Here is a 15,178-nt window from a genome sequence, read left to right on the forward strand (position 1 = left end):
AACCCGCCCTTCCCGGCTATGCGTGGGAAGCAGGGATCAGGCCTTGGGGATAGGACGGTTCACCACTTCGACCAGCGCCTTGTGGATGTGCTCGTTGCCGGCCGCCACGGTGCCAGAGATGAAGATGTCGTTGCCGCCCTTGATGTCGGAGGCAAAGCCGCCGGCTTCGCGGATCAGCACCAGACCGGCCGCCATGTCCCACGGCATCAGGTCCGTTTCCCAGAAGCCGTCCAGACGACCGGCCGCGACATAGGCGAGATCGAGTGCTGCGGCACCGAAACGGCGCACGCCGGCGACTTCGCCCATGACATGGCGCAGCTCAACGAGGAACTTGCCGTGATGGCCACGGCCCAGATGCGGCACGCCGCAGCCGATAACGGCATCCGACAGCACGCGACGCGCTGCGGTGCGGATACGGCGATCGTTGAGGAACGCACCGCCGCCGCGCTCGGCCACGAAGAGTTCGTCAGTCGCCGGATTGAAGATCACGCCGGCGACGATTTCGCCGTTGCGCTCCAGTGCGATGGAGACGGCGAACTGCGGAATGCCGTGCAGGAAGTTGGTCGTGCCATCCAGCGGATCGACGATCCAGCGATGGGCGCCATCCGTGCCGATGACCTCTTCGCTTTCCTCACCGAGGAAGCCATAGGTCGGACGGGCCTTCAGAAGTTCTTCGCGCACGATGCGCTCGGCGCGAAAATCGGCCTGCGACACGAAATCGCTCGGACCCTTCACCGAAACCTGAAGGTTCTGCACTTCGCCGAAGTCGCGGGCCAGAGACTTGCCGGCCTTGAGAGCGGCCTGAACCATCACGTTGAGAAGGGCTGAGCGAGCCATAGTCTGAGTTCCTTGAAAAATCCGGCGAGCCGTCCGGCAATCCGGATCGGCCAAAAGCGTTTCATGCGGTCATGATTGATCGGCGGGTTCAAGACCACAAAATGCGGTGGAATTCAAGGGGCGGCGCTGCCGGTCGTCAATTTGCCTGCCGAATGGCGCGGCTGCTCGTTCTTTTCAAGCGCCCGGAACGGCTGGCGGACGAAATCGCGCACCGCCGTCCGCAGGCGCAGGCCGCGCGGGCTGCTGAAGAAAAGGAGCGTGATGATGAGCGGCCAGAACAGTGCGAGCGCAAGGCCCGCAACGCGCATCAGGTCCCAACCCCGGTGCCGCCCCAACGCGCCTTCGATCAACGTCATGGCAAGGCAGAAGCCGGCGATGATGGCGTAGAGAACGCCCAGAATGCCCATGAACATCGACAGATCCATTCCCGCTGAAGAACGTCTGCACCTTCGGCAGCCGTTCTGCTTAACATCCGATAAACCCTGAGAATGGACTTCGTTGGTTAATCAAAGGTGTCGGAAGCGGATAAAATTGCGGTGCCTACCAGAGCCGGGACCTATTGCGCGAGTTTGCGCAGTTCGACACGGGCAATACCGGCGGCGGCGCGGCGGCTGGCGGCCATGCGCGAGGCGGCATCATTCGCCTTCTTTTGAACCTCATCGCTCACGCCGAGAAAGAAATCCTCGAGATCGTCATCGGCAAGGCCGGCGCGGCGTGACAGCACATACCACATGCCCGCCTCGACCGGATCGGGCTTGGTACCGATGGCATTCACATAAAGAAGCGCCAGCTTGTTTTCCGCCGCTACATTACCCCGCAGCGCGGCAATGCGCATCCAGCGGAAGCCGGTCTCGTAATCGACATCGCCGCCAATACCCTCGACCAGCCACACGCCCATGTCGTGCTGGGCGGTGTCGAAGCCGGCGATCGCCGCCCGCTTGAGATAGTCTCGGGCCTTCGCCTTCTTTTCCGCAGGCACGCCTTCAAGCCCGATATAAAGCTGGGCGAGCGCATATTGCGCATCGGCAAGCCCCTTGTCGGCCGCCTGTTCGTAATACGGCATGGCGAGCCTCAAGCCCTCGTCGTCCGGATTTTCCGTAGCGAGCATCTGCGCATAGTTGAACAGTGCCGAGACGTTGCCCGCATCGGCGGCCCTGCGCATATAGTCCCGCGCCAGTTTCTCATCGCGCGGCACATCGCGCCCGTCGGTCAGAAGCAGCGCATACTTGAACATCGCAGCGGGATCGCCGCCCTTCGCGGCCTCGCCATACCAGAAGGCGGCGTTCTTGCGGTCGCGCTTGATGCCAAGCCCCTGCGACATCATTTCGGCAAGCAGCGTCTGGGCGACGGCATCGCCCTTTTCCGCCCGCGCCAGCGCAAGCTGGAAAGCCGTGAGGTAAAGTCCGCGCTGATAGGCGCCGTAAGCGTCATCGACCGGCCCGGCAAAAGGCTTTTCCGGCGGAAGCGGCGGCAGGTTGGCCCCCATGCGGTCAAATATGCGCAACCCACCCGCAGGGCCATCCGGCGCTTCCATGATGGAACGTGGCCGTTCGCCGCTTTTCACCCGCTTGGTCTTCACCGGCGATGCGCCGCCTTCCATCTGCTGGCCGCTGCTGTTTTCGGCAAAGGCGACAGGGGACAGGCCCGCGGCGCCGAGCACCGAGGCAAGCACGAAAACGGAAAGACGGCGGGGCGAAATGAGGCTCATGCGAACCTTCAAGCCTCAAACCGTGGCGCTTTTTCGTCAAGCAGGGCATTCGCTTCGGCAACGGCCACCGCAGCACCCGCCGGATGGGCGAAAACGGCCTTGCACAGCGCCACGAATTCGGACCCCGTATCCGCCACCGCGAGAACGGAAGCGAGATCGGAACCGCCCATGACGATGCAGGGAATTTCCACCATTTCGGCCCACCACCGGCCAAGCGCAAGGTTTTTCGGATGCGGCTCCGGCTTGATATCGCCATCCAGCTTGCCGAAGAACAGGTAATCGGGGTTGGCGTCGCCCATTTCCAGCGCCGTGTGGCGCTCGGTCGCGTTACCGCCGCCGACGATCATCTTGGGCGTGAACTTTTCCACGGCTTCCGCCAGGGCGGCAAGATTGCCGGCAATGTGGATGCCATCGGCCTTGACCCGGCCCGTCACGCGGCTGTCACCGGCAATCAGCGCCGCCGCGCCGGCTTCCTGTACCAGCGGCACGAGCAGCGCCGCGCGCTTCTGGAACGCGCCGTCTTCCTCGTCATATTGCGGGATGATCACCGAGGCGACATCGCCGCCCTTCAGCGCATCGCCCAGAATTTTCGCCTGTGCTTCCGCGTCTTCTCCCTGGGGAACGATCAATACCAGGCGGCAACGGTCTTCGGGTCCGGTCATGTCAATCCTGCTCGGCTGGGCCAGTCGCGCATGGCGCGGCCCTGTTTCTTCGGCTCTTCGATAAACCGGACGCGCGCAAGGTTCAATGGTGCGCGAAGTCGTACGGGCGGGATCGGGCGGAAATGAACCCCGGAAACGGGACCGCCGCCCGGTGGTTCCGTTTCCAACCTCCGGGAAACGGAACCACATTCGAGCGGCGGCATGTTCACAAATAAATGCAACTGTTACGCGGTCAGTGGCGTGTCGATTCCTTGATGCGCTGCATTTGGTCCTTGATGCGCAGCTTGCGCCGCTTGAGATCGGAAATCAGTCTGTCAGTCGAAGAGGGTGACGTCAGTGCGGTGCGCAGCTCCTCCTCAAGAGCACCATGCTTCTTTTCAAGCGTTTCAAGATGAGCCTGAATCGTCATGTAACACGTCCTTCCTTCGTGTACCCGCCCCGGCCATCCCATCGCCGGGACCTCAGGTTTACGAAGGAAGTGTGACACGAACAGCCGGCATTGTCGAAGGTGAAATCTTGTCGCAACCGTGGTAATTTCGTGATCATGTCTAACTTCCCGTGAAGACGGTTTGATGGTAGAGGCATGGCCAACGCGCAAGGACGGCCATGATGGCCGCCCGGTGTCCGGAAACGGATCGCGCAATGAAAAGTTCAAGAAGGGTTTCAGCCTTGCGCATGTTTTCGCGCCCGATCGCGCGAACGGCATCCGGGGTTCCACTGGGGAAATGGACTATGGCAGATCAGGATCAGGCCGAAACCAGGCTCACATTGGCACGTCTGCGCCAGGAGCACGAGGACTATGACGCGGCCATCAACGCCATGATCAAGACGGGCTGCGACGCGCTGCGCGTGCAGCGCATGAAGAAGAAGAAGCTGGCGATCAAGGACAAGATGAGCCAGATCGAAGACCAGATCATTCCCGACATCATCGCCTGAAAGCCGGAGGCCGCACATGAGCGTCACATCGCCGCCCGTCGCCATCATCATGGGCAGCCAGTCCGACTGGGAAACCATGAAGAACGCCGCAGACACGCTCGAAGCGCTCGACGTGGATTATGAGGCCCGCATCATCTCGGCTCACCGCACACCGGAACGCATGGTGGAATTTGCCAAGGGTGCGCGCGAGGAAGGCTTCAAGGTCATCATCGCCGGCGCCGGCGGAGCCGCCCACCTGCCCGGCATGACGGCAGCGCTCACTCCGCTCCCCGTCTTCGGCGTTCCCGTTCAGTCGAAAGCCCTCTCGGGACAGGACAGCCTGCTCTCGATCGTCCAGATGCCCGCCGGCATTCCGGTCGGCACGCTGGCCATTGGCAAGGCCGGCGCGGTGAATGCCGCCCTGCTCGCCGCCGCAGTACTTGCCCTTTATGACGATGCGCTGGCCGAGCGGCTGGACGAATGGCGCCGCCGCCAGAGCGCATCCGTCGCGGATTACCCGCTGGACGACACCCCATGACTTTCGCCCCCCTGAAGGCCGGCAGCACGATCGGCATCATCGGCGGCGGCCAGCTTGGCCGCATGCTGGCCATGGCAGCCGCGCGTCTCAGCTATCGCACCGTCATTCTCGAACCGCAGGCCGATTGTCCCGCAGCGCAGGTCGCCAACCGCCAGATCGCCGGCGCCTATGACGATCCGGTGGCGCTGGCCGAACTTGCGGCGCTCAGCGATGTCGTGACCTATGAATTCGAGAACGTCCCGGTCATCGCCGCCGCCACGCTGGCGCGCGAGGTGCCTGTCTTCCCGCCGCCGAAGGCGCTGGAAGTGGCCCAGGACCGGTTGACGGAAAAGACCTTCCTCAACGCCGCCGGCATCGAGACCGCCGCCTTCCGCGCCATAGACGATCAGGCGGGGCTTGAAGCGGCTCTTTCCGAATTTGGCGGCAAGGGTGTGCTGAAGACCCGCCGCCTCGGCTATGACGGCAAGGGCCAGCGCGTTTTCAAGGGGCCGGATGACAGCCCTGAAGGCGGCTTTGCAGCCTTGGGCGACGTTCCGCTCATTCTGGAAAGCTTTGTGCCCTTCGAGCGCGAGATTTCCGTGATCGCCGCCCGCGCGGCGGATGGCGCGATCGCCTGCTACGATCCGGCGGAAAACGTGCATCGCAACGGCATTCTCCACACCTCCACCCTGCCGGCCAATGTGGCGGACGAAACCGTGAAGACCGCTTTTGCCGCAGCGGAAAAGCTTCTGGGCGCGCTCGATTATGTCGGCGTGATCGGCATCGAGTTCTTCGCCCTGCCCGATGGCAGGCTGGTGGCCAACGAGATTGCCCCGCGCGTGCACAATTCCGGCCACTGGACGGAAGCGGCCTGCGTGGTTTCGCAGTTCGAGCAGCACATACGCGCCGTGGCCGGCCTGCCGCTCGGCAACCCCGTACGCCACAGCGATTGTGTGATGACCAACCTCATCGGCGACGATGTGGACGGGCTGGATGGCTGGCTGAGGGAAAAGGAGGCTCTCGTCCATCTCTACGGCAAGGCGGAAGCGCGCCCCGGCCGCAAGATGGGCCACGTCACCGTGCTCAAAAGGTAGGAAATACGGGGCTTTCTCAGGAAATGCCCCGCGCGGCGGTTGACAGGCCACAGACGAGCCTGTATCCACCTGCCAACCCAAAAGAACGCGCTTGAGAGCGTGTTTTTTATTGTTGAGACAGAAGGGGACGCGTCCCCGAAGCCTTGCGGACTTAAAGAAATGAAGATCAAGAACTCTCTGAAAGCCCTGAAGGCCCGTCACCGGGAAAACCGTCTGGTTCGCCGCAAGGGCCGCGTTTACATCATCAACAAGCTGAACCCGCGTTTCAAGGCTCGCCAGGGCTGAGACTGCGGACGGCTCCGCGCCCCGGATTTTTCTGAGGATGCGCGGAAAATTGATTGGATCACAGCGCATGGCGGGATAAACTCCCGCCATGCGCTTTTTGACGTCTGCTCTTGTCTGTGCCGGTCTTGCCCTGCCCACCATCCCCGCGATGGCGCAGCCTGCTGCCGTTCCCGCACCCGGCCCGCAACAGACGCCCCCCGCCGACACATGGCCCGCACCGCTTGCCGCACAGCCGACAGAAGACGAGCGAATCGACTCGCTTCTGGGAGAACTGAAGCGCGAACGCGACTCAGACAAGGCCGCCGTCATCGCACGCCGCCTGTGGGGGGCCTGGAACGATTCCGGCAGCCCGACCGTCAATCTTCTGGTCAAATGGGCCGATGACGCCGCCAAGGCCAAGCGCAACGCCGCGGCCTTCGACTTTCTCGATCAGGCCGCCGTTCTCGAACCGGATTCCGTTAGCGTCTGGACCAAGCGCGCGGTGCTCAACCACGAAATCGGCAACGACAAACGCTCGATGAGCGACCTCAATCGCGTTCTGGTGCGCGAACCCCGCCACTTCGGCGCGCTTGCAATGATGGCGGAAATCCTCGAAGGCTCGGAGAAAACCGAAGCCGCGCTCAAGGCCTGGCAACGCTATCTGGAAATTTACCCTGCTGACCGCGACGCCCAGAAAAAGGCCGCCGACCTCTCGGAAAAACTGGCGGGAAGCCGGGCCTGAGCGCCGGCCATGACGATCCTTTCCTGGCTGCGAAAATCCATGGCGATCATCACGCTTGCCGCCACAGCCATTGCCTTCACGGCTTCGGGGCAGATCGAGGTGCTGAAACTCGTCTGGTCCTATGCCGACCCCGTTTCCATCACCGGCTTTCGCCTGCGCCACGCCCCGCGCGAAACCTTCATCGCCGAAATTCGCAAGGCGGTAGCGGAAGAGGATTTCGATGACGCCCGGCAACTGGTGCGGCTGGCCACGGAAAGCGGCCACACCCTGCCGCCCGAACTTGTCGCAGCAACGGAACCGGATACGGCCACCACCGCATGGCTCAACACACGCGATTTCGCCTATGGTGCCGTAACCGGCGACGTTTCCAGCCTTGCAGCGCTGGGCGGCACCCTGACGGCCGACTACCTCGTAGTAGGCGACATCCGGGATGTCGTTCTTCAGGGCACGCGCCTCGCACAGGGTGAGGATTATGACGGATTGACGCTCGGACTGGCGGCGCTGGGACTGGTGACTCTCCTGCCCGGCTCAGGTCCGATCGATCTCGGCCTGTCGCTGGTCAAGACCGCCAACCGCACCAACAAACTGTCGCGCCCCCTGCGCAAGCGCTTGACGGTGCTGGCCTCCGATCTCATCGATACCCGCGCCCTCAAGCAGCTATGGCACGGAAAGCACGGGCTGGCCGACAAGGTTGACAGGGTCGATCCTGCCGCTCTCCGCAAGACACTGGCGCCCGTCATTCGCCCGAAGATTGCCGCCGAGATCGGCGCCATAGCCCGCAACACCGGCGAACTCGTCAACGCCGGCGGCGTCAAAGCCACCCTGCGCGCGCTCGAGCATGTCGATGACGTCGCAACCGACCTGCCGCGCTTCACCAAGATGGCAAGGCGCATGGGTGACAACAGTTCCGCCGTGGTGCGACTGTTCGGCAAGGGCGCGATCCGCCTTGGCAAGCTTGCCTATGCCATTGCCGGCGCGCTCCTCGCCCTGCTCGGCTGGGGCCTCGGCCTGCTCTGGACGGTGATCGACACCATCCGCAACCTGCGTCGCCTTTTCGCACGCGCTGCCTGAAAGCGGAAAGGCCGGCGTTCCCGCCGGCCTTTCGCAATCATCCCGTTTCTGCGCGATCAGATGCCGCTTAGCCCGTCCGAGCCGATATAGGCAATGCGCAGAAGGTTGGTGGAGCCGGGCGTGCCAAGCGGCACGCCAGCGGAGATGATGATGCGGTCGCCCGGCTTGCCGAAGCCTTCCTTGGCCACGATACGGCAGGCGCGGTTCACCATGTCCTCAAGATCGGTCGCATCCTGTTCGACAACGCAATGCAGGCCCCAGACAACCGACAAGCGCCGCGCGGTCTGCACCGAAGGCGACAGTGCGATGATCGGCACCTGCGGACGTTCACGGGCAGCGCGCAACCCGGTCGTGCCGGTGGCGGTGTAGCAGACGATGCCGGTCAGTTTCAGCGTTTCGGCGATCTGGCGGGCAGCAAGAGAGATGGCGTCCGCGCCGGTTGCTTCCGGCTGGGGGCGCTGGGCGTAAATGATGCCCGGATAGTGCGGCTCGCGCTCGATGGTCGTGGCGATGGAGGCCATCGTCGAAACTGCCTCGATCGGATAAGCGCCCGAAGCGGACTCGGCCGACAGCATGATGGCATCCGCCCCTTCGAACACCGCGGTGGCCACGTCTGACACTTCGGCGCGGGTCGGCACCGGTGATGTAATCATCGATTCCAGCATCTGGGTGGCGACGACGACCGGCTTGCCGGCCTTGCGGCACGCGCGGATGAGCTGCTTCTGCAGGCCCGGAACGGCTTCGAGCGGCATTTCCACGCCAAGGTCGCCGCGCGCCACCATCAGCGCGTCCGAAAGTTCGATGATTTCATCGATGCGCTCGATGGCCTGCGGCTTTTCGATCTTGGACATCAGGCCAACGCGACCGCGCGCCACCTTGCGCACATCCGCCAGATCTTCCGGGCGCTGGATGAAGGACAGCGCCACCCAGTCGACTTCGTTGGTTTCGAGAACGGCGTCAAGGTCGGCATGGTCCTTCGGCGTCAGCGCACCAACCGGCAGCAGTGTATCGGGAAGGCTCACACCCTTGCGGTCGGAAATACGGGTGCCGGAAATGACCGTACAGACGATGCTTTTGCCGTCGCACTTTTCGGCGCGCAGGTTCAGCTTGCCGTCATCGATCAACAGACGGTGGCCGGGGCGCACGGCTTCGAGAATTTCGGGATGAGGCAGGAACACGCGGGTCGTGTCGCCGGGTTCGTCCTTGTTGTCCAGCGTGAAGGTGGCGCCGGGCACGAGGTCGGCCTTGCCTTCGGCAAACTTGCCGACGCGCAGCTTCGGGCCCTGAAGGTCGGCCAGGATACCGATGGGACGGCCGCAGCGGGCTTCGACCGAACGGATACGCTGGATAAGCGTTCGCATCAGGTCGTGGCTGGCATGGCTCATGTTGATGCGGAAGAGATCAGCCCCCGCCTCATGCAGCTTCTGGATCATCTCCTCCTCGGCGGAGGCAGGACCAAGCGTGGCAAGGATCTTGACTTTACGGTTCCGCTTCATCAGTTCTGGCCTTCCTGAGCACCGGGCGTGTCCGAAAGCTGGACCATCCAGCTACCCTGCCGACCCGTATCGTATTCCTTGAAACCCATTCTCTGATATCCGCGCGCGAAGCAGTCCTCGACGCCGGAAATCTTGAACTCGTTTTCCGCCACGCACATGTTCACCTCGCCGGTCCAGCGACCGCCACGGGCCGCATCTTCGGCGTAGAGATAATAATAACGCGATTGCAATTCGCCCTCGATGAGGGTTGCGCAGGTGGATGCCGGAACCTGCCACCAGCCTTCGCTGATCCAGCCCTGAGCCGCGCGATAGCCGATGGCCACGCCGACGAGGTTCTGGGTTCCGTTGCAAACACGGAAATCGGCACGCGCATCGCTTGCTGTGAAGAACGGCGCCAGGCAGAAACTTGCTGCGATACCGGCATAAAGAAGATGCCGGCCTTTGGCCACGGCGGCGAATGACTGAAATTTCGGCACGACTCGCACCATGTCTCCCATTTTCGTATGCCTTGTCTTTTTCGCGCGCCACTGAACGATTGTCAACGCGAGGAACGCCCTCGCACAGGCCGCACGATTAAATCGGTTAAATTCTTGCATGACACAGCCCCCCGTGCGATCACACCGCCGATTTTTGAGCGGACAATCCGGTAAAGCTATGACCGAAAACAAACCTTTCGAAATTCTGGACGGCGATTATGACAAGGCGATGGTGATATTGGCGGATCATGCCACGAACATCGTACCGGAAGCCTACGCCCGTCTTGGCCTGCCGGACAGCGCCTTTACCCGTCACATCGCCTTTGACATCGGCGTCGAGGGCCTCACGCGCCACCTTTCGGCCTCGCTCGGCGTGCCGGCGGTCCTGTCGCGCTTCTCCCGCCTGTTGATCGATCCCAACCGCGGCGAGGATGACCCGACGCTGGTGATGCAGATTTCCGACGGCGCGATCATTCCCGGCAATTATCCACTTTCGCCGGAGGAGCGCGAACACCGCCTGACGCACTATCACCGGCCCTATCATCAGGCAGTCAGCGAAACCATCGCCCGTGTCGCCACAATGTCGGGCCGCGCACCGCTCGTCATCTCCCTGCATTCCTACACACCCGCCTGGAAGAATGTGCCGCGCCCCTGGCACGCCGCCATCCTCTGGGACAGCGATTTCCGCGCCGCCGGCCAGCTTATCGAGCGGCTGCGCGAACCCGGCGATATTCTGGTTGGCGATAACGAACCCTATGACGGCGCACTGAAAAACGACACCATGTACTGGCACTGCACGAAGAACGGCACGCCGCATGTGCTGCTGGAAGTGCGGCAGGACCTGATTGGCGACGAGGCCGGCATAGAAAGCTGGGCAAAGCGCCTGCACCCCATTTTCGCCGCGATGAATGAAGACCCTGCGCTCCATGTCTACGAGGTTCACCCCTCCCGCGCCGACATCTGAAGGAACCAGCAATGACCGAACTCAGCGAAGCCGAAAAGACCGCCTTCGAAGCCGCTACCTTCCGCCGCCTGCTCGCCCATCTCGACGCCCGTCCGGATGTGCAGAACATCGACCTCATGAACCTTGCAGGCTTCTGTCGGAACTGCCTTGCCAACTGGTACGGTGAAGCAGCGAAGGAAGCGGGCGTTGCCCTTTCCAAGGACGAGACCCGCGAGATCGTCTATGGCATGCCCTATGAGGAATGGAAGGCGAAGCACCAGACCGAGGCATCCGACAAGAAGAAGGCCGCCTTCGAAAAGAACAGGCCGCACGGCTGATCAATTCACTTGACCTTCGCTCGCGGTTTGGGCAGGTCATCCCCGACAGATTTCACGGCACACGCACCACAAGGAGAAACCGATGACGGATGTTCACGGCGTCGCCCGCGACCAGCTTCGCGCTTTCATCGAGCGCATCGAACGTCTTGAAGAGGAAAAGAAGACGATCGCCGACGATATCAAGGATGTCTATGCCGAAGCCAAGGGTACCGGCTTCGACACCAAGATCCTCAAGAAGGTGATCGCGCTTCGCAAGAAGGACGATCAGGAGCGCATGGAAGAGGAAGCCATCCTCGAAACCTATCTTGCCGCGCTTGGCATGATCGAAGGCCCGCCGGACGCCGAATAAGGTCGGCCCGAAAAGCGAGAATCGAAAAAGGCCGGGGAGCGATCCCCGGCCTTTTGATTGGCTGTCTGGCACCCGTTTTCAGGGAACGTTGACGGTCAGCACGCGGGCCGTGCCGGTGAAGGTGGCGCGGTCTTCGTCGGACTGGAGCTGCTGCGGGCGGCTGCCGGACTCGACGCCGGCAAGCGTCTGGGCGACGACGCGCGAGGCCTTGAAAGCACCGGCGGAGGCCGGCTTGCGCTGCGTGGCGAAGGCCCATTGCGCGAGCTTGTCACCCGTCAGGTTGGCGGTACCGGAGGTCATGGCGCGGTTCGCCTTTTCGGCCTCGGCCTGTTGCGGACGCCCACCCTTTTCCGGGAGACCGGCCTCGATGCCGGCGGCGCGCGGAGCGGCCTTCGGCTGCGGCGTATCGAACACATCGCCGAAACGGCCCGAAACCGTCGCGCTGGTTTCCAGTGCCGCCACTTCGGTCGTGGCCTGCTTCGGTGTGGACGAGGGAACCGGAACACGGGTGGCGATGACGGTGGCGGTCGCTGCCTTTTCCAGAGCTGACTGGAAGTCACGACGGGCATCGGCACCGCTGGTCGAAAGGGCGGCCACCATGTCGGCGGACAGCGCTTCCTGCTCGACGGCATCCTCATCGGCCTCCGGATCGGAATCCGTGCCGGCCATCAGATTTTCGGCAACAGCGGGACGGGCCACCGGCAGCGGAACCCCGGCGGACAGGTCCGGCGTGATCGGCTGGGCGGATGCCGTCAGTACGGCATCACCCTTGGCCTGCGGATTGCGGTTGGCAAGCAGGGTCGGCACGGGAATGGCCATGCCGGCAAGATCATCCGCCACGGCACGGGCTTCAGCCGTCTGCGGGCGTTCCGCAGGCAGAACCGAGGCGATGGCTTCCTGCGCCGTGTTCCGCGGCGGCGAATAGAGGGCCGTCGCAAGGCCGTTGCCGGCAATCTGGCCCGCAAAGGCCGGGCGCGAGGCCGGAACCGGTGCCGAAGCGACTTCCGTGCCCGGCAGATTGCGCACTTCCTGACGCGCCGTCATCACGGGCTGCTGCGCGGGTTCGACAGGCTGGGCAGGTGCCACGCGGGTAGGTGCCTGCGGCCTGGACGGCGGCGCTGCCGGAGAAACAATGGCGTCGGCGTCTTCATCCTCGTCGCCACCGCCGCCGAACAGGGCGGTCAGAAGGTTACGCTTCTTCGGACGCGAGCCGGAGGAGGCATCGGCCACGGCGAAACTCGTGGAATTGACGCGGCGCTTGTATTCGGCAAGCGCAAGCTGGTAACCCGGTAACGGTTGTCCGTCGGCGGGAATGTGCATGGTCTTGCCGTTCGGGAACAGATTGACCAGTTCCTGACGCGACAGGCGCGGCCAGGAGCGAACGCTCGCGACGTCGATATGGACGAAGGGCGAACCGGAATTCGGATAATAGCCGACGCCGCCCGACTGCTGCTTCAGCGCGGTGTCGCGAATACGTTTCAGGTTCACGCCCGGAATATAGAAGTCCATGGCGCGACCGAGCGTGTGCTGGCTGTTCTTGGCCACCCCGGCGGAACGCGAACGCAGCATGTTGTTCGTGGCCGGTGCGCGATAGCCGGAAACGGCATAGATATATTCGTTGGTCCCGAGGTCCTGATAGATTTCCCAGGCCAGATCCCACAGGCGCGGGTCCATGCGCCGGGCTTCGTTGCGGCGCCAGTCGCGCAACAGGCGGTTAAGCGCCTGCAAGCCCTTTTCGTCATAACGGCCATTGCGTTTGAAGACGATATTGGCGCGCTCGCCGGTGTGAACGAAATAGATCTTGAGGCTGCGCGTTTCGCCAGCAGCCAGCGCCGTGGATACCGGCCAGGACGAAAAAACCATCGCAAGAGCGACGATACCGGCGACGATCCTGTCTGCAAACAGTGTCCTGAAGTGGGCCATCAAGCCGCGCGCGGCAGCTTTCGGCGTTTCATTTCCATACCCGTAAGGCAAGGCGATCCCCATCGCAGACAATAGATATTGCCTGAATTGACTGTCAAATACGGTGACACGATGGCAAATTGGCCACAGTCACCCGCTCGTTTCCCGTATGGTGAATCGTGCACTAACGGGACATTGATAAAGGGTAACTGTTTATCCTTGCCGAGACCTTAACTTGGATCAACGTGGTCGCAACAACGCAAACGCCCCCGAAACCGCGAAGGTCCGGGGGCGTTTGCTTTAAGGTCGAAGATCGTGTCAGGCGACATCCCGGGTCGGGTTGTCGGGGTCGATGCCGTAGTCCTTCAGCTTGCGATAAAGCGTCGAGCGACCGATGCCGAGCCGGCGCGCAACGCGGCTCATCTGTCCGCCGTAGAATTTCAGCGCGAAACGGATCAGCTCCTCCTCGACATCGGCCAGCGTGCGAACCTCGCCGCTGTCGTCGGTGCTGACGATAACGTCTTGCCGGAGGCCCGGCGGCTCGGCGGCAACGACCTGCACCGGTGCAGACAGGCTTTCGATAAGCCGCAAGTGCCGTTCGCCCGCAGGACGATGTACCGCTTCGACCGCAAAATCCGGAAGCTGGGCGAGGATCTGCGGAAAATCCGTCTCCGTCAGTTCCAGCCCCTGTGCCAGAACCACGGCACGGTAGATGGTGTTTTCAAGCTGGCGGATATTGCCCGGCCAGTCATAGGCGGTGAGCAACGCCATGGCACCCGCACTGATCGTCACCGGCACGCCGAGCCGTTGTTCGGCTGAAAAGCGGCTGAGGAAGACGCGAACGAGATTTGGAATATCTTCCTTGCGGCGGCGAAGCGCCGGAATGGTGATGGGAAAGACGTTGAGGCGATAATAGAGATCCTCCCGGAACCGCCCCGCCTTCACTTCCTCGATCAGATCCTTGTTGGTGGCCGAAATCAGCCGCACATTGACCTTCTGCACGCGCGACGAGCCGACGGTTTCGATCTCGCCCTGCTGCACGGCGCGCAACAGCTTCACCTGAATGTCGAGCGGCAGATCGCCAACCTCATCGAGGAACAGCGTACCGCCATCGGCTTCCATGAACTTGCCGGTATGCTTTTCGGTCGCGCCGGTAAAGGCGCCCTTCTCGTGGCCGAAGAGAATGCTTTCGACCAGATTTTCCGGAATGGCACCGCAATTGACGGTCACGAAGGGCTTGCCCGCCCGTTCGCCCGCCGACTGGATGGCGCGGGCCGCCATTTCCTTGCCAACGCCGGATTCCCCTTCCAGCATGACGGGAATGGTCGATTGCGACGCGCGACGCGCCAGATCGATGACACGGATCATGTCCGGGCTGGCGGACGCGATGTCGGCGAAACTCACGGCACCGCCGCGCTTGCCCCGGCCCGGGCGTGCGCGCGCCTCCCCCTGCTGCTCGAGCTTCAGCGCGTTGGAAACAGCCATGGCCAGACGTTCGGGCGAAACCGGCTTGACGACGAAATCGAAGGCGCCGGCACGCATGGCCCGCACCACGGTTTCAATGCCGCCCTGTCCCGTCTGCACGATCACCGGCACATCGATCCGCATCACGGCGAGCGCGTCGAGAACGGCAAGGCCGTCCATCTCCGGCATCATGAGATCGAGAACCACCACATCGACGTCAGGGTGTGATTTGATGAATTCGAGGCCCTGGCGCCCGTTTTCCGCCAGAAAGGCCTGATGCCCCTCACGTTCCACAGCGGCCTTGAGCAGTCGGCGCTGTACCGGATCATCGTCGACAATGAGAATTTGCGCTGTCAATTTCCTGATCTCCCCTGCTTTTATGGCAGCTTTCATGGGAGCA

The 15,178-nt window shown here is 62.7% G+C and carries 17 protein-coding genes and 2 pseudogenes; 9 read left to right on the forward strand and 10 right to left on the reverse strand.

Annotation, left to right across the window (positions count from 1 at the left end):
• Window positions 1-36 precede the first annotated feature (36 nt).
• From GGQ66_RS02910 to GGQ66_RS02930, 5 genes are all read right to left on the reverse strand, one after another.
• The gene (locus tag GGQ66_RS02910) at window positions 37-837 is read right to left on the reverse strand and encodes an inositol monophosphatase family protein (RefSeq protein WP_183789224.1); all 801 of its coding nucleotides are present in this window, start codon (window positions 835-837) and stop codon (window positions 37-39) included.
• 113 nt (window positions 838-950) lie between these two features.
• The gene (locus tag GGQ66_RS02915; protein WP_183789226.1) at window positions 951-1,250 is read right to left on the reverse strand and encodes a hypothetical protein; all 300 of its coding nucleotides are present in this window, start codon (window positions 1,248-1,250) and stop codon (window positions 951-953) included.
• A gap of 143 nt (window positions 1,251-1,393) precedes the next feature.
• Window positions 1,394-2,545 (reverse strand): tetratricopeptide repeat protein, encoded by a 1,152-nt coding sequence (locus GGQ66_RS02920; protein ID WP_183789228.1) that lies wholly within the window; start codon window positions 2,543-2,545, stop codon window positions 1,394-1,396.
• Window positions 2,546-2,553: 8 nt separating this feature from the next.
• Window positions 2,554-3,207 carry a thiamine phosphate synthase gene (locus tag GGQ66_RS02925; RefSeq protein ID WP_183789230.1) on the reverse strand — a complete coding sequence of 218 codons (654 nt, stop codon included), beginning with the start codon at window positions 3,205-3,207 and terminating at the stop codon, window positions 2,554-2,556.
• 232 nt (window positions 3,208-3,439) lie between these two features.
• Entirely contained in the window at window positions 3,440-3,616 is a 177-nt protein-coding gene (locus GGQ66_RS02930; protein ID WP_183789232.1) for a YdcH family protein, read from the reverse strand.
• Between the two features lie 323 nt (window positions 3,617-3,939).
• Between GGQ66_RS02930 and GGQ66_RS02935 the strand changes: the two genes are divergently transcribed.
• From GGQ66_RS02935 to GGQ66_RS02960, 6 genes are all read left to right on the forward strand, one after another.
• Entirely contained in the window at window positions 3,940-4,143 is a 204-nt protein-coding gene (locus tag GGQ66_RS02935) for a YdcH family protein (RefSeq protein ID WP_183789234.1), read from the forward strand.
• Window positions 4,144-4,159: 16 nt separating this feature from the next.
• The gene (gene purE / locus GGQ66_RS02940; RefSeq protein WP_183789236.1) at window positions 4,160-4,660 is read left to right on the forward strand and encodes a 5-(carboxyamino)imidazole ribonucleotide mutase; all 501 of its coding nucleotides are present in this window, start codon (window positions 4,160-4,162) and stop codon (window positions 4,658-4,660) included.
• Window positions 4,657-5,733 carry a 5-(carboxyamino)imidazole ribonucleotide synthase gene (locus GGQ66_RS02945; RefSeq protein ID WP_237358766.1) on the forward strand — a complete coding sequence of 359 codons (1,077 nt, stop codon included), beginning with the start codon at window positions 4,657-4,659 and terminating at the stop codon, window positions 5,731-5,733. The genes purE and GGQ66_RS02945 overlap by 4 nt, the downstream gene beginning before the upstream one ends.
• Window positions 5,734-5,892: 159 nt before the next feature.
• Window positions 5,893-6,018 carry a type B 50S ribosomal protein L36 gene (gene ykgO / locus GGQ66_RS02950; protein ID WP_141147817.1) on the forward strand — a complete coding sequence of 42 codons (126 nt, stop codon included), beginning with the start codon at window positions 5,893-5,895 and terminating at the stop codon, window positions 6,016-6,018.
• A gap of 88 nt (window positions 6,019-6,106) precedes the next feature.
• Window positions 6,107-6,739, forward strand: coding sequence for a tetratricopeptide repeat protein (locus tag GGQ66_RS02955; protein ID WP_183789239.1), 633 nt, complete (start codon window positions 6,107-6,109; stop codon window positions 6,737-6,739).
• Between the two features lie 9 nt (window positions 6,740-6,748).
• Window positions 6,749-7,810, forward strand: a complete 1,062-nt coding sequence (locus GGQ66_RS02960) for a hypothetical protein (RefSeq protein WP_183789241.1) — start codon at window positions 6,749-6,751, stop codon at window positions 7,808-7,810.
• A 56-nt stretch (window positions 7,811-7,866) separates the two neighbouring features.
• Here the strand turns inward: GGQ66_RS02960 and pyk are convergent, their stop codons facing one another.
• Together pyk and GGQ66_RS02970 are read right to left on the reverse strand one after the other, a co-directional pair.
• Window positions 7,867-9,306: a pyruvate kinase gene (pyk, locus tag GGQ66_RS02965; protein WP_183789243.1), complete on the reverse strand. Its 1,440-nt coding sequence runs from the start codon at window positions 9,304-9,306 to the stop codon at window positions 7,867-7,869.
• The gene (locus GGQ66_RS02970) at window positions 9,306-9,755 is read right to left on the reverse strand and encodes a DUF1036 domain-containing protein (protein WP_370686282.1); all 450 of its coding nucleotides are present in this window, start codon (window positions 9,753-9,755) and stop codon (window positions 9,306-9,308) included. Before GGQ66_RS02970 ends, pyk begins: the two co-directional genes overlap by 1 nt.
• Window positions 9,756-9,960: 205 nt before the next feature.
• Here GGQ66_RS02970 and GGQ66_RS02975 point away from each other — a divergent pair, with 205 nt between their 5' ends.
• The 3 genes from GGQ66_RS02975 to GGQ66_RS02985 all read left to right on the forward strand — a co-directional run bounded on the left by GGQ66_RS02975 (window position 9,961) and on the right by GGQ66_RS02985 (window position 11,412).
• Window positions 9,961-10,746: an N-formylglutamate amidohydrolase gene (locus GGQ66_RS02975; RefSeq protein ID WP_183789247.1), complete on the forward strand. Its 786-nt coding sequence runs from the start codon at window positions 9,961-9,963 to the stop codon at window positions 10,744-10,746.
• Window positions 10,747-10,757: 11 nt separating this feature from the next.
• Window positions 10,758-11,063 (forward strand): DUF1244 domain-containing protein, encoded by a 306-nt coding sequence (locus GGQ66_RS02980; RefSeq protein WP_183789249.1) that lies wholly within the window; start codon window positions 10,758-10,760, stop codon window positions 11,061-11,063.
• Window positions 11,064-11,145: 82 nt separating this feature from the next.
• On the forward strand, window positions 11,146-11,412 hold the full coding sequence (locus tag GGQ66_RS02985; RefSeq protein ID WP_183789251.1) for a DUF2312 domain-containing protein: 267 nt from the start codon (window positions 11,146-11,148) through the stop codon (window positions 11,410-11,412).
• Window positions 11,413-11,490: 78 nt separating this feature from the next.
• Here GGQ66_RS02985 and GGQ66_RS02990 read toward each other — a convergent pair whose 3' ends face one another.
• The 3 genes and pseudogenes from GGQ66_RS02990 to GGQ66_RS02995 all read right to left on the reverse strand — a co-directional run.
• Window positions 11,491-13,335 carry a peptidoglycan L,D-endopeptidase MepK gene (locus GGQ66_RS02990; protein WP_183789253.1) on the reverse strand — a complete coding sequence of 615 codons (1,845 nt, stop codon included), beginning with the start codon at window positions 13,333-13,335 and terminating at the stop codon, window positions 11,491-11,493.
• Window positions 13,336-13,632: 297 nt separating this feature from the next.
• A pseudogene (locus GGQ66_RS23345) lies at window positions 13,633-13,824 on the reverse strand (helix-turn-helix domain-containing protein); the annotation flags it as partial.
• A gap of 120 nt (window positions 13,825-13,944) precedes the next feature.
• Window positions 13,945-15,171: pseudogene (locus GGQ66_RS02995) on the reverse strand (sigma-54-dependent transcriptional regulator); the annotation flags it as partial.
• Window positions 15,172-15,178: the final 7 nt, after the last annotated feature.

Source organism: Allorhizobium borbori (genome assembly GCF_014196535.1).
Classification (GTDB): domain Bacteria; phylum Pseudomonadota; class Alphaproteobacteria; order Rhizobiales; family Rhizobiaceae; genus Ectorhizobium; species Ectorhizobium borbori.